The sequence below is a fragment of the Sideroxydans sp. CL21 genome, assembly GCF_902459525.1.
In the GTDB taxonomy this organism is placed as follows: Bacteria; Pseudomonadota; Gammaproteobacteria; order Burkholderiales; family Gallionellaceae; genus Sideroxyarcus.
Genome location: NZ_LR699166.1, coordinates 2,193,874 through 2,208,408 on the forward strand (window position 1 = coordinate 2,193,874; position 14,535 = coordinate 2,208,408).

A 14,535-nucleotide genomic window follows, 5' to 3' on the forward strand; every position below is an offset into this window, starting at 1 on the left:
TACAAATACAATGATTCATGATGTTTCAGGACGTTTTATATTTCTGTCAGCAAAATAACTAAACGGGTTCCAATTTGAAGTAGCATATTCCCCGCCTCTATCCCATATCACACAAGATTCCGGACACACTCATTGTCGGCATTCTTGAACCCAGTCTGAAGGAATGAAATGTCAAATGCACGCCTGGCAGTCCTGATATCGCTAGCCATGATTGCGTTTGCAGGCAATTCTCTGCTCTGTCGCGTCGCTTTAAAACACACCGGCATCGACGCGGCGAGTTTTACGGCAATCCGGCTGATCTCCGGAGCAGCCATGCTTTGGTTGATCGCACGCATGAATCGCAGCACACATAGCGGCAGGGGAAACTGGTTATCGGCATTTGCTTTATTTGCCTATGCGGCAGGCTTTTCTTTTGCCTATATAAGCCTTCCCGCCGCTACGGGTGCGCTATTGCTCTTCGGCGCGGTACAGGCAACGATGATCGGCTATGGCATTTGGGCGGGTGAGCGTCTCGCGGGACCACAGCTTGCAGGTCTTGTGCTTGCGCTCGGTGGGTTGGTTAGTCTGTTGCTGCCGGGTCTTTCTGCACCACCCTTGTTGGGTTCTCTATTGATGTTGAGTGCCGGGGTTGCATGGGGCATCTACTCTTTGCGCGGAAAAGGTGCGGGGGATCCCATCAGGGTCACGGCAGGGAATTTCCTGCGCGCAGTTCCTGCCGCGGCAATGCTGAGCCTTGTTACACACGGTGGCGCCGCTCTGGATAGTGCAGGATTTTTGTGCGCGGTTTCATCGGGCGCACTCGCTTCCGGAATTGGTTACGCCATTTGGTACACAGTATTACCCGCGCTGAAGGCCACGAATGCTGCAACCGTACAACTTAGTGTGCCGGTGATTGCCGCCCTGGGCGGCATCTTTTTCCTTGGCGAGTCCGTGACTCTGCGTTTGCTGTTGGCATCCATAGCCATACTGGGAGGAATTGCGCTGGTAATTCTGGAGAAGAAAGCGCAACTGCCTGCCCAAACATCTAATTGACGATCGCGAGACAGGGCGAAACAAACAGGTGACCTTTCCAACCGCCATGAATGGTGCGCGCAGCAACAAGCACCCACATCGCGGCAAGAACGACGACCAGAAGTGATCCCAGGGTGGAAAACGCGGCAATTTTCAGTACAACTCCCAGCTTCAGTGTCGTAACCGTGTAGACCCCCAGCGGAAATGTGTAACCCCACCACCCCAGATTGAACGGTACGCCGGCGCGGAAATAGCGAATCGTAATGAGGACGGCAAGCAGCAGCCACCATAGGCCGACCCCCCAAAGCAGCGTGCCTGCAATCAATCCGAAGCCCTCGGCAATCGTGCCGATACCGGCCATGCCTTGAGCAGCGAAAATCGAAGGCGCATCGGCACCCAGCAGTATCAGGCCGAGCGCGCCGGTTCCGATCGGCCCAAGCGACAACCAGCTGGATGCGGCCATACTGTCGGGCGGCAGTCTGTGCAAGGCCATGCGCAGAAACAGTATCGTGAGAATGGCAAAGGCAACCGGGACCGAATAAGCCCAGAGTACGTAACTGGCGATGAGTGTATGAAATTGTGCATTTGCATCGGTCAGATGCGGTGCAAGCAAACCACCGCTCACTGCCGCAACCTCGGCCGCAACAATGGGCAACAGCCATATCGCTGTCATTTTGTCGATGCCATGCGCCTGCCGCGTGAACATGAAATACGGTATGAGAACACCGCAACCGATCGACATGGCGACATCGATCCACCACAGCGCCTGGGCTACATCAACCATGCCCTCTCCCCAGCGGGGCAAGCCGAAGAACAGGAATCCATTGATGATTGTTGCCAGTCCCATCGGAATGGTACCAATGAACATCGATACAATGTTGTGGCTGAATATCCGCTTGGCCTCGTGCCAAAACAGCATCCAACGGGCGGTGTACAGCACGGTGAATAATGTAAACAAGCCAATATTGAAAATCCACAGTCCTTCGCCTATGGCATGCAACGTCGCCCCTGCACCCGGCACTTGAGGCAAGGCCAAGGCAAGAATACCGGTGCCCATGGTGGCCGCAAACCAATTGGGGGTGAACTGCCGGATCATTTCACGCGGGCGCTCGATTTGGGCATGCGGTTTCAGTTCGGTTGCAAGTTCAGAAAGAGTGCTATGCGTCATTTTGTGTTTCCTTTTATCAAATCCAAAAGTGCGTCTGCCGGTTTGCTTCGATAGCGTTCCTTGTGGCGCAATGCAAAAAACGGGCGAGCCGGAAATTCGAACGGCAATGCATGAAGAACCCCTGTGCTCAACGCGCGTGCAACCACAAGTGCGGAAAGCACGGTCACTCCACCACCCTCTTCAACAGCCGTATGAACCGCTTCATTCGATGGCAAGGTCAAGGCAATATCCAGCGTTTCCGGATCAATCCCCCTGATACGCAGTGCTTCTTCAAATGTCGAGCGGGTACCCGATCCCGATTCGCGCATGATCCAGCGCGCACTGCGCAGCCATTCGTTATCGATGCGCTCGACCGGGGCAGTTCCGACCAGCAGCAATCGGTCGTGCGCAATTGGCCAATGGGATATTGCGCCATCGTCTATGGTGCCCTCGACAAAGCCGAGCTCAGCCGTACCAGCTGTCACGCTTTGCGCCGCTTGTTCCGTATTGGCAATGGCCAGATCGACGGCGATCTGCGGATAACGCGAACGAAAGGCGGCCAGATGTTGCGGTAACCAGTAGCCGACGATTGTCTGGCTTGCAACTAGGCGCAGAGTGCCTCGTTTCAGGCCGGCGAACTCAGAAAGCACCTGCTCCGCACTTGTCGCGCGACCAAGTACCGCACGAGCTTCGTCCAGAAATACGCGGCCCACCTCAGTCAGTTCAATTCGTCGCCCGATGCGATGGAACAACACTACGTCATGGCGCGCTTCCAGAGCAGCGATTGCCGCACTCGCTGCCGATTGCGTCACATTGAGCGCCTTGGCTGCTTTGGTCATGTGCTCACGTTCTGCTACGCCAACAAAAATTCTTAACTGCTCCAGGGTCATAATTGATCTCGATAGCCGGACAGGAATATGCGTGATGGATATTAATTAATCAAACGAATTATATTGATCTAAATAATCTAAAATAACGATTGATTAATTATAAACCTAACAAGAAAGCAATGCGAAAAATGCTTTGATTATGTATATATAAATATGAATATTAAGGGAAACTACAATATTGACCCAGGACGCCACCAGCAATAACTACAGTTGTGCTCTCAACCGTGAAGGGAAGTCGTTGGCGTTTGCTGCACCGGCAAACACACTCTGAAGCAGGTGCCTTTGCCCACTTCGCTCTTCACTTCAATGCGCCCGTGATGCTTCTGCACTATGCCATACGATAGCGACAAGCCCAGCCCGGTACCCTTGCCTACCGGCTTGGTGGTGAAAAAAGGATCAAAGATGCGGTTGATATGCTCCGGCGCGATGCCTTTGCCCGTGTCTTCCACTTCCACCCAGACTTCCTCGCCGCCAATTCCGGTCCGGACGGTGATAACGCCCTTCTTGTCGATCGCCTGGGCGGCGTTCATCAACAGGTTCAGGAACACCTGGTTGAGTTGCGACGGCATGCACTCCACCTCCGGAATACCCGCATATTCCCTGACCACCTCCGCCTTGTATTTGATCTCGTTCGCCACGACGTTGAGAGTACTGTCCATGCCTTGCTCAAGATTGGCGTGCTGCCAAGTGCTCTCGTCAACATGGGAAAAATCCTTGAGATCCTGGACGATGCGCGTGACGCGCGCCAGGCCGTCTTGCGATTCTTTCAGGAGATTGGGGATGTCCTCGACCAGGTAGGAAAAATCCACGGTTTTCTTGATTTTGGCAACTTCGGGAAACACACGGGCTTCGTTTCCGGCTTCCGCCGCCGCGTAGGCATCGATTACCTTGAACATGCTGCTGATGTATTTACCCAGCGTGCCCAGATTGGAATTGACGAACCCGACGGGGTTGTTGATTTCGTGAGCCACGCCGGCAGCCAGCTGGCCGATGGAAGCCATCTTCTCAGATTGCAGTAACTGGGTTTGCGCCGATTCAAGCTGCTCGTTGAGTTGCTTGAGCTCAGCGTTATTGGCCAACAACTGACGATTGGCTTGCTCTACGGCGGTCGTGCGTTGCTTCACTCGCTGCTCCAGATGCTCGTTCAATACACGCAGTGCTTCCTGCTCGGCTTCCAGTTCCTGATTTTTTTTCATCACCTCCAGTGTCTTGTCCCCGAGCTTTCCATACATTTCGTTCAAGGCTTCCATCAATACGTTCGCGGACTGGGTCATGAAAGCGGTCGCTTTCCGGACGGCATCATCGTGGCTGTCTCCGGCCTGCAAGGCCAGGACTTCTTGTGTCATACGCTTGTCCAGTCCGAGAATATGCTGGATCAGCCAATTGGTCAGATATTTCAGCAACGGCGCCAAAAGTCGATTGGAAACGTCAGCGCTGCCTAGAAGAATTTTCGCTGCCTGTGTCACCTGGCTGGTGAAATGCTGATGCGCTTTGATATGGATAGCCCGATGTGCCTCATCTATGGAGTAATGTTCCATCAACTTTTCTTCGGTGTCGAAGTGGTACACCGTGTAATTGGCCAACTCGTTCAGGATAGCGCCCAATTCCCCGGAACTCGTCTGGTTTGTACTGATGGCACCTAACTGATTGATCAGATCCACCAACTTGTGATGCTGGGTATCCACCATGTCAATGTCGGTGTTGTATTTATCGTCCCAGACGAAAGCCTCGAACTCTTGATCAGTATCTATATACATTCAAGTCCCCATTCAAGACTGACAATCATTATCGCCTTCACCTGCATTCACAGAAGAATCACAGCGGATGTTTTATCGGCAGCCACACACGAAAAACTGTCCCCTTGCCGACCTCGCTGTGCACTTCCATACGTCCATGGTGTTTCTGGACGATCCCATAGGATAACGACAATCCCAATCCTGTTCCCTTGCCGACCGGTTTGGTGGTAAAGAAAGGATCGAATATCTTCTGCATGTGCTCGGCAGGGATACCCTGTCCCGTGTCGGAAATTTCCACCCACACTTCGTCGGCTTTTCTCCCGGTGCGGAGAGTGATCGTCCCTTTCTCCGCGATAGCGTGCGCGGCATTCACCAGCAGGTTCATGAATACCTGATTGAGTTGCGAAGCCAGACACTCCACTTCCGGGATATCGCCATACTCCTTGATCACGACGGCTTTATATTTGATTTCGTTGTTGACAATGCTCAGGGTACTGTCGAGTCCTTTATGCAGGTCTGAAAAATGCCATTCGTCGGAAGCGCCCACATGCGAGAAGTCTTTCAGGTTTTGCACGATCACCTTCACACGGGTGATGCCGTCCTTCGATTCCTCCATCAATGCACCCAGGTCCGTTTTCAGGAATGCGATATCCAATTCCTTTTTGGCCGTCTGCAGCAATTTCCGAACTTCCTGATCGGGGATCGCCTCTTCGGCCTTTTCATACAGCTCGATCATGCGAAAAGTGGACTGCACGTATTTTTCCAGCATGCCCAGGTTGGAATATACAAAGCCGATCGGATTGTTCAACTCGTGAGCTACGCCGGCCGCAAGCTGGCCAATCGACGCCATTTTTTCCGATTGCAGCATGAGGTTGTACGCATCTTCCAGTTTCTTGATCAAGACGCGCTGTTCTTCCTTTTCCTTTTTCAAATCCGCCTCGGTGTGCTGGCGCTCTGTCAGCTCCTTGCGCAACTCGGCATTGGCTTCTGTCAGTTCCTTCGACATCAAATCGAGGGAGCGTTCGATCATCAGTCGATCTGCATCTGCGCTGATGTACGCTTCGTCCACCGCAGCAATGAATTTTTCAAACTCCGGCGCAAGCGTCGCCGGATCATCCAGATAGCGCCTGATCTGGCGCTCAAGCAGCCTGTGCAAAGTTCATCTCTCCGAAAATGTGGTGATCGTCATCGTCTGATTGTGCAATTCGCATTGCGTGATGGCGCCATGCGGACAAATTTCGCCATAGGAGTAAAACCCGGCCAGCACCGTATTTTTTCCCAACACTCCGCGCACGCTTTCGACTTCCTCCTCGATGCGCTGCTTCAGCACCAGCTTGCGCCCCACGCAGCTGACGAGCAATGCCAGCTCCGGCTCAACCGACCCCAGCATCTCGTAACTGGAGCGCGCCGCACCTTCGGCACCGTCGACAAGGCGGTCGAAATTGGCCTTCATCAGGCGGGCATATCCCCCCTCGGGAATATCGCCAGCAAACGTCATGCTCTGTTCGTCCTCATTGACGGCCAGCACTGTGCGAACCAATCCGAAATCGTCTTCGCCGGTGCGCAGCATCAGCGGGAACAGCAAGGCATCCGCCGGTCCTGTATATCGTTCACCCAGGTATTTTTTATATAACTCCAGTGCGGAACCCCCATCCAACTCATACAGTACATTGCCTTTGGAACGCGTGATCCGGCGTTCCGCACCGAAGGAATCCCATCCGCCAAGGGAGCCATAGCCAACCTTGAGGTACTCGCCGTAGAAGCCCAACGCGGCTATCACTCCTTCGCTTGGCGTACCGCCCGCACAAACCAAAGTTTGACGGAATGCAGTTCCGTCTCCTGCGAGACCGCCAGTAACGGCTACGCCCGCTGGCAAATTATCGCTCAAGCCGCGCACCAGTTCGCTGCCGTTGACCTTCAGCCCATCGGAGAACACCAACACATGCACCAACTGCTGCGTCGGAAGCGATTTCGCCAGGCGTTCACCCGCAACCAAGCTGTCGCTTCCATCCCCGATGACCTCTTGTACGAGCTTAAGCTCGGTGTGTTCGAAACGCAGCGCCGTAACGACCAGCGAATCGTCGCGCACGCGGATACCGCATATTTCGCCGGAAGTGGAACAGCCAACTATCGGTGCGCCGGGATAACGTGCGCGGACCTCATTCATTCTCGCTTCATCGCTCAGAACATGGCCTGCCCCGAAAACCAGCAATAGCGATGCCTTCCCATCGAGTTTGGCCGCCGATTCAATTTGCCAACCTTCGCCAAAGGTCCAGTATTGCTGCTCTATTATCACAATGGATAGCCCCAATGAGTCGGCACAAATCGCCCGGTTTGTTCTGCCAGTGTCGCCAAGGCACACATGACTATTTATCAGTTACGTAAATGACCAGTTCATCACCAAGTTGCTTGAAGCTCTTGATCTGGTCAATCAATGAAGCATCCAGCAGGTGATCTTTCGACAACAGCAGATCGCCTTGCCTGCTCAACAAATCGCGTGACAGCACCATGCCGGGTCTGAGCTGCTCCGGATGCAGTGCCAGTTCACGAACAGCATGGACCGTCGATGCCATCACACTCATGAATGCATCCACCACTGCCGGATCGTAACGATTGCCCCTTCCTTCCTGAATGAACAGCAGCGCATCTGCATGTTTCAGACGTTTGCTCAACAGCATGCCTAGCTGTACTGCATCATATTCGTTGGCCAGCATAATGACGCGGGCTCCGAGTGGGATCGCCAATCCGGCCAGCTTGTCAGGGTAACCCAGCCCGTCAAAACGTTCATGGTGGCTGCGTATCAGTTTTGCCGCCCCATTCAAAGGTTCCAGCGCCATTAACGCCGTCTGCCCTTTGACAGGATGCTTGATCACGTCGAATCGCTCTTCGCTGGTCAGGTTTGCAAATGACTTTTCCAGCAGATAGTCGGGAAATCCGATCTTCCCGACATCGTGCAGCAGTGCTGCAAGAAATATGTCCTGTGCATCCGCGTCATTCATCTTCATCTTCTGTGCAATGGCACGGGACAGCTCGGCGACCCGGCGCGAATGTCCCGCCATGGCACCTTCGCGCATCTCGATGAGATTGGAAAAAACCCGGATCGATGTAATGAAATCCCGTTTGAGCTTATCGTGTGCAATTTCGAGGAACCCCATGGTCTGGCGTACTTCCTCGGTGCGCGCCTTGACCTTCGCTTCGAGGTTGGCGTTCAGGTCTTTCAACTCTTCGTTCTGCCTGCGTGTCAATTCTTCCAGGCCCTGGTTGGCCAACTCCAGTTTTTTCTGGTGCAAGGCTTGTTTGATGGCCAGGAGGATGTCGTTATCTTCCCAAGGCTTGGATATATAGCGGTAAATATGCCCCTTGTTGATGGCATCAATTGTTGCGCCAATCTCGGCGTGCCCGGTCAGCAGGATACGTATCGTGTCCGGCCATCTGGCGTTAACCTGTTCCAGAAATTGTGCCCCGTTCATTTCCGGCATGCGCATGTCTGAAACCACCAGATCGACTGCTTCGTGCTGCAGGATATCCAATCCTTGTGCGCCATTTTCGGCAGTGAATATGCGATAGCCACCGGTGCGGAACAAGCGCTTCAGCGAGGAAAGTATGTTGACTTCATCGTCCACGAATAACAGGGTCGCTGTCCCGTCTGTTCCAGCCTGCGATGCCGGGATTTCTGGTTTTTCGCTCATCAGTATTTCCATAGTTAGAGTCCGCACTCGTTCGGCTTCCATCAATCCTGTGTTTCCAGCATCAACTTGGCCACGGCATCCAGTTGATCCGGCTGCGGCATGCCGGGCTCAATGCGCTCCCAGCTTATCCTCAAACGGTCGCGCAATTTTTGAGACAGGTTGTCTATCAAGGCATCGCCCTTCAATCCTCTTTCGAGCAGCACCGCCACATACACCATGCCGCTTAACGGCTCAAACGGTTCATGTTCCGGGATACGCCAGAAATTGATGGCATGCTCGATCTCCGGCGGAAAGTTCCAGCGCTTGGCCATTTCCGCCCCGATTTCGGAGTGGTCGAAACCGAGCATGCTCCGTTCGACCTCGATCAGGTTCAGTCCGGAAGCCTTTTGCTGCGCCAGTATGTCCGCAAATTTTTCCGGAATGCAGATACTCAATACAAGTTGGCCTACGTCATAAAATAATCCTGAGGTAAACGACAGTTGCCTCACTCCATCCAGGCATTGCGCCAGCGACTCAGTGTAGGAGGCCACCTTGAAACTGCGCATCCAGTAGGCATGGCGGTCAAACAGCTCATCGCCATTTGCCGGAAAAGCGCGAGTGAATCCTGCCGATACGACCAGCGAGCGAACAGTGTCAAATCCCAGGACGGTGACGGCATCCTGTATGGAGCCAACCTCTCGCGACAAACCATAAAACGATGAGTTAGCCACCCGCAATACTCTCGCGCTCAAACCCTGATCGAGCTCGATCTTGCGCGCCATAATGGCGCTGCCCACATTGGCATTTCTGAAGCTGGACATCACTTCCCGCACCACCAACGGCATGGCGGGAAGCTGATGCAGCTTGTCCAGAATTGCCTTCTTGTCTGTAACAGCGGACATATTCTCTTTCATTCCTGATCGGCCACAATAACAAGTACCACTCCCCGAGATGATGAAAGCTCTCCCATCGGGCTGCACCAGCACTGGGCCTTGCGGCCATCTGAAAGTCGATAGAGAACTTTCCTTTCAAACTTGCGGTCATCCTCGTCATGAATGCAACTCAGCAATTCCGGCGGGATAACATCGTCGGCCGACTCGCCCAGCAACGGTCGGGATCCACTTCCTGCAAACAAGCTGTGCGCGTTTTGATTGGCAATGGCGATCACGCCGTCGTCCCCGATACCGACCACCGCTACCGGCAAACGTTCCAACACTTCCTGCGAGACTTGAAGAATCTCGAGGTTGCGCATCACTTCGTGTGTTTTTTCTTCCACGCGCAATTCAAGTTCATGATTGATGCTCATCAGCTCCTCGTTCGCATCCTCCAGCTCATGTGCCAATCGCACGTTTTCCATCTTCATTTCATAACGTTGGAATGCCTCTTCAACGTTGGCCCGCAGCAGATCATCTTCCCACGGCTTGGTGAGGAATTTGTAGATCGCTCCACGGTTGATGGCATCGGTCACCGTATTGAGTTCGGTATAACCGCTCAGCACGATACGCATGGTATCGGGATAAAGTTCCCGCACCTTGCCCAAAAATTCAACGCCCGTCATTCCGGGCATACGCTGGTCCGAAATGATCACACCGACTTCATTTTGCGCCAGCAAGTCCAGCCCTGCTTCGCCGCTGTTTGCACGCAGGATGAGGTAGCCGTCCCGGCGCAGCAAGCGCACGAGAGCAGAAACAATATTGTCCTCGTCATCGACCAGCAACAGCGTGCGTTCCATCAACCCTCCAGTGAACAATTCAGGGTTTCGCCACTTTGAAGCAAATCCGTCATGGCTGCGGCGGATACCGGACGGCTGAACAAATATCCCTGTATCTCATTGCAACCCATCTTGCGCAACTTCGCCAATTGCGCCGTCGTTTCCACCCCTTCCGCGATGATGCTTAATCCAAGACTGTGGCCCAGCGCGATAATCGCCGCGACAATCGCTTCATCGTCGCGATCGCTGGAAAGTTCATGCACGAAAGACTGGTCGATCTTGAGGCTGCTTATTGAAAACCGCTTGAGATAACTCAGGCTCGAATAGCCGGTACCGAAATCGTCAATAGAGAACCGGATGCCCGCTTCATGCAACTTGTTCAGCGTATCGATCGCTCCTTCCGCATTGCTCATCAGCAGGCTTTCTGTCAGTTCGAGTTCAATTGCACCCAGAGCCGGATCGAGACCGTTCTCGGTCAGGATGCCCAGAACCATACCGGCAAAATCAGGCTGCCTGAATTGCAGTGTCGACAAATTGACCGCGATATGAACGTCTGGCAAACCGGCTGTAATCCATGTTCGGGCCTGCTTGCTTGCGGCTCGCAAAACCCATTCCCCGACCGGCAGAATAAGGCCGGTTTCTTCCAGCAATGGAATAAAATCGCCCGGTGTGACCAGGCCGCGTTCCGGGCTTTGCCAGCGCAGCAGTGCTTCCGCCCCGACGATTTTTGCACTGTCCATATCCACTTTGGGCTGGTAATAGAGCATGAACTCCTCGCGCTCAATGGCACGGCGCAATTCGGTTTCCAGATTCAGGCGCTGCCAAGCGGAGGCATTCATGTGTCCTGCGTAAAACTGGAAATTATTGTGACCTTCATCTTTGGCCTGGTGTTGCGCCGCTTCCGCATTCTTCAGCAATGTTGTCGTATTCAGACCGTCAACCGGATAAATACTGATTCCCATGCTGAGCGTGATGAAAATTTCACTGTCGCCTATCGATATGGGATTGTGCGCAAACGAGTCAAGCAGCTTCTGCGCCACTTCGGCTGCATCATGGGTGGCTTTCAGCCCCGTCAGTACAACTCCGAATTCGTCGCCCGCAGTACGAGCCACCGTGTCGCAGGCGCGTATTTGACTGGTCAGCCTTCCCGCTACAGCCTGCAGCAACTGATCCCCGACAGGGTGGCCGTAAGAGTCGTTGACCTGTTTGAACCGGTCAAGATCGAGCGACATGACCGCTACCATGCGATTGTCGCGATGTGCGCGGGCCAGTTCCTGATCGAGCCGGTCGAGAAATAAAATACGGTTGGGCAGGTCGGTGAGTGCATCGTAATGCGCAATACGTTCGATCTGGGCATCCTTGTTTTCCACTGCAGCCGCAAGTTCCAGATTGACCTGCGCCAACTGGCCGTTTGCAGCCTGGATCTCCTGCAGCAGATGCGCCTTCTCGTGCGCCAGCTCCTGGCGCCAGAAAGCCTCCATCACATCGACACGCAATACCTCGTTGTCCCACGGTTTGGAAAAAAATTTGTAAATCGCGCCCTGGTTAATGGCCTCTCTTACCGAATCGAAATCGGCAGAACCGCTCAATACGATGCGTACCGTCTCCGGATACAACTCTTTGACCTGAGCCAGAAACTCCACCCCGGACATTTCTGGCATGCGCTGGTCCGAAATGACAACACCGATATTGTGTTTAGCCAGCATTTCCAGGCCCTGCCGACCACTGTTCGCGTGCAGAATATTGTAGCCGTCATATCTGAGCAGACGCTCCAAAGAGGCGATTACATCTTCCTCATCGTCGACCAGCAATAAAGTTCGTTCCACCGCAGCCCCCAATGTTGCATCGAGATGCTGCACTCTATCACGTCATCCCTCAACTGGCACCGGGGTGACTTGTTGCGGGAAACACAATTTTTTGGAATGGATTCCAGCGAATATTTATATTCGCAAGGAATGAAACCGGCGACCAATATGGTCCTATCCCTGCAAGCCCTCAGCCCCGGGAAGACTTGATCATGAATGATTGCGACGCGCTGGGTCGATGAATAACCCTGCGATGAATAGCGTATTTGTCTAATCGATACCTTGTATCAATTGTTCCAGACGGGAACGTCCTTCAGGTGTGGCCATCACCATCAGCACGTCCTTGTCTTGCAAATGGTGGCTTGCCTGTGGATTGAACTGCCATGTTTCATCACGCTGTAGGGCAAGCACCATACAGTCCTTGTTGCTGTGGTAAAGCACACTCAAGGGCTTGTTGGCCAGGCTGTCCGGAATCACGATTTCTTCCATGCGCAGCTTGCTGTCCGATTTCAGCATCTCGTCGAGAAAGTTCATCACGTTTGGCCGCACCATGGCTGAAACGATACGCAAGCCTCCGCTGAAGTCCGGCGAAATGACCTCGTCCGCGCCAGCGCGCCGTGTTTTCTCGGCATTCTTCGGTGCATGACAGCGCGCCACTACGCGCAGTTTGGGATTGAGCTGCTTGGAACTCAGACTGATGACCAGATTGGCGCTGTCGTCGTGCGCGACGGCAAACACCCCCTTGGCGTTCGTTATCCCGGCGGCCAACAACACATCATTGTCGGTCGCGTCACCATGCAAATAAAGCTGCGTCGGGTGCATCTCAAGATACCGATGGATGTTTTCGAGGTCGTTATCGATAATAACGGACGGACGCCCGGTCAACTCGAGATCATGCGCCACATTGCTTCCCACCAGCCCTACGCCGCACACGATGTAATGATTTTTCAATTGTTCGATTTTGAGTTTCATCTTCCTTTTCCGCCGAGAGATATTGAGATCGTTTTCCAGCATGAATGCCGTCAATGTGGAAAGCACATAGCCTAGAACACCGATACCGGCCATGCCGATAAAAACCGTGAACAGGCGCCCGTATTCATAGTGCGTGACATCGATCACCTCGCTATAGCCGATGGTGGCGGTAGTAATGAATGTCATGTAAAAACAGTCCAGCCAGGAGTACTGAGGACCGCCCAGGATGCGATAGCCTACCGTGCCTGTGATGAATACGAATACCAGCGCCAGCAACGCGATCAGCAGGTTGCGAATAACTTTCGATTCGTGGTGGTCGACCATGCTATTCGTCCTGCACCCCGGCATCGGGGAACAGCACGTCGCTGAAACCGAAGTCCTTCATGTCCCGAATGCGCATCGGGTACAGGATGCCGTCGAGATGGTCGCACTCGTGCTGCACCACTCTTGCATGAAAACCGCTGACCGTACGATCGATAAGCGCACCATACTCGTCTCGGCCCTGATAGCGCAAGTTTGTGTAGCGCGGAACAAGACCGCGCATGCCGGGCACACTAAGGCATCCTTCCCAGCCGTCTTCCATGGCATCGGTCAGCGGTGTAAGGACTGGATTGATCAGTACCGTCTGCGGTACGGTTTCAGCATCGGGATATCTCGGGTTTTTGTTCACTTCAAAGATGACCACACGCAGATTCACACCGATCTGCGGCGCAGCCAGACCGACGCCGTCTTTGGCCAGCATGGTGTCGCGCATATCGGCCAGCAAAGCGTGCAATTCGAGTGTGTCGAACAAAACCAGTTCTTCTGCTCTGCGCAGCAGGCGTGCATCGCCCAAACGCAAGACGTCCCTAGTCGCCATCTTGTTCTACCGCATGTTCAAGAATATTGCGCACGCGCTCCATTGCCGGACTCATGACGACACCTATCGTTTCGAGCGGGACCCGGTCGCGGCTGTCTCCACGCCCTGCCGCAGAGTTCACTACCACAGCGATGGTGGCATAAGCCAGACCCAGCTCCTTTGCCAGTGATGCTTCCGGCATGCCCGTCATGCCGACCATGTCCGCACCGTCGCGTTCCAGCCTGTTGACCTCTGCTGCCGTTTCCAGTCTTGGCCCTTGTGTGACTGCATGTACGCCGCCATCCACACAAGCTTCACCCGCCCTGTTCACCGCTGCCAATATCTGCTGCCGCATCTGTTCGTTATACGGCCGCGTAAAATCGATGTGAGTGACAGGCCTGTCCTTGCCGTCAAAATAAGTGAAGTCACGGCCATAGGTATAGTCGATGATCTGGTCTGGAACTACCAAAGTGCCGGGTATCAGATCAGCGCGGATACCGCCGACGGAAGTGGCTGCAATGATGCGCTTAGCACCCTGATCGCGAAGTGCCCACAGGTTGGCCCGATAGTTCACTTCGTGCGGCGGGATCGTATGACCGTAACCGTGGCGTGCGAGGAACATCACTTCATGCTGGTTGATGGTGCCGAATGTCACCGGCCCTGAGGGCTCGCCGTACGGCGTGCGCATCACCTGCCGGTGGGTGATCTTCAGGTTTGTCAGTTGGGTAAGCCCGGTGCCGCCGATGATTGCCAACAT

The 14,535-nt window shown here is 53.9% G+C and carries 13 protein-coding genes; 1 reads left to right on the forward strand and 12 read right to left on the reverse strand.

Features of this window, described 5'->3' with window-relative positions:
- Positions 1-168: 168 nt before the first annotated feature.
- A complete protein-coding gene (locus QOY30_RS10220; protein WP_283744513.1) occupies positions 169-1,032 on the forward strand; it encodes a DMT family transporter in 864 nt (287 codons plus the stop codon).
- On the opposite strand, the gene QOY30_RS10225 is transcribed toward QOY30_RS10220, so the two are convergent.
- The 12 genes from QOY30_RS10225 to QOY30_RS10280 all read right to left on the reverse strand — a co-directional run bounded on the left by QOY30_RS10225 (position 1,025) and on the right by QOY30_RS10280 (position 14,535).
- Positions 1,025-2,179, reverse strand: coding sequence for a TDT family transporter (locus QOY30_RS10225; protein WP_283744514.1), 1,155 nt, complete (start codon positions 2,177-2,179; stop codon positions 1,025-1,027). The two genes, QOY30_RS10220 and QOY30_RS10225, sit on opposite strands and share 8 nt — an antisense overlap.
- Positions 2,176-3,048, reverse strand: a complete 873-nt coding sequence (locus QOY30_RS10230; RefSeq protein WP_283744515.1) for a LysR family transcriptional regulator — start codon at positions 3,046-3,048, stop codon at positions 2,176-2,178. Before QOY30_RS10230 ends, QOY30_RS10225 begins: the two co-directional genes overlap by 4 nt.
- 218 nt (positions 3,049-3,266) lie before the next feature.
- Positions 3,267-4,805, reverse strand: coding sequence for a bacteriohemerythrin (locus QOY30_RS10235; RefSeq protein WP_283744516.1), 1,539 nt, complete (start codon positions 4,803-4,805; stop codon positions 3,267-3,269).
- Positions 4,806-4,863: 58 nt separating this feature from the next.
- Complete coding sequence (locus tag QOY30_RS10240; protein WP_283744517.1) at positions 4,864-5,940, reverse strand: ATP-binding protein; 1,077 nt, start codon at positions 5,938-5,940, stop codon at positions 4,864-4,866.
- Between the two features lie 3 nt (positions 5,941-5,943).
- Complete coding sequence (locus QOY30_RS10245) at positions 5,944-7,080, reverse strand: FIST signal transduction protein (protein ID WP_283744518.1); 1,137 nt, start codon at positions 7,078-7,080, stop codon at positions 5,944-5,946.
- 70 nt (positions 7,081-7,150) lie between these two features.
- The gene (nosR, locus tag QOY30_RS10250; RefSeq protein WP_283744519.1) at positions 7,151-8,473 is read right to left on the reverse strand and encodes a response regulator c-di-GMP phosphodiesterase, NosR family; all 1,323 of its coding nucleotides are present in this window, start codon (positions 8,471-8,473) and stop codon (positions 7,151-7,153) included.
- A gap of 41 nt (positions 8,474-8,514) precedes the next feature.
- A complete protein-coding gene (locus tag QOY30_RS10255; RefSeq protein ID WP_283744520.1) occupies positions 8,515-9,354 on the reverse strand; it encodes an HDOD domain-containing protein in 840 nt (279 codons plus the stop codon).
- 8 nt (positions 9,355-9,362) lie between these two features.
- On the reverse strand, positions 9,363-10,184 hold the full coding sequence (locus QOY30_RS10260) for an ATP-binding response regulator (protein ID WP_283744521.1): 822 nt from the start codon (positions 10,182-10,184) through the stop codon (positions 9,363-9,365).
- A complete protein-coding gene (locus QOY30_RS10265; protein ID WP_283744522.1) occupies positions 10,184-11,989 on the reverse strand; it encodes a putative bifunctional diguanylate cyclase/phosphodiesterase in 1,806 nt (601 codons plus the stop codon). The genes QOY30_RS10260 and QOY30_RS10265 overlap by 1 nt, the downstream gene beginning before the upstream one ends.
- A gap of 249 nt (positions 11,990-12,238) precedes the next feature.
- Positions 12,239-13,264, reverse strand: coding sequence for a potassium channel family protein (locus tag QOY30_RS10270; RefSeq protein ID WP_283744523.1), 1,026 nt, complete (start codon positions 13,262-13,264; stop codon positions 12,239-12,241).
- A gap of 1 nt (position 13,265) precedes the next feature.
- Positions 13,266-13,799 carry a peptide deformylase gene (def, locus tag QOY30_RS10275; RefSeq protein ID WP_283744524.1) on the reverse strand — a complete coding sequence of 178 codons (534 nt, stop codon included), beginning with the start codon at positions 13,797-13,799 and terminating at the stop codon, positions 13,266-13,268.
- Positions 13,789-14,535, reverse strand: a complete 747-nt coding sequence (locus QOY30_RS10280) for an S-methyl-5'-thioinosine phosphorylase (protein WP_283744525.1) — start codon at positions 14,533-14,535, stop codon at positions 13,789-13,791. Before QOY30_RS10280 ends, def begins: the two co-directional genes overlap by 11 nt.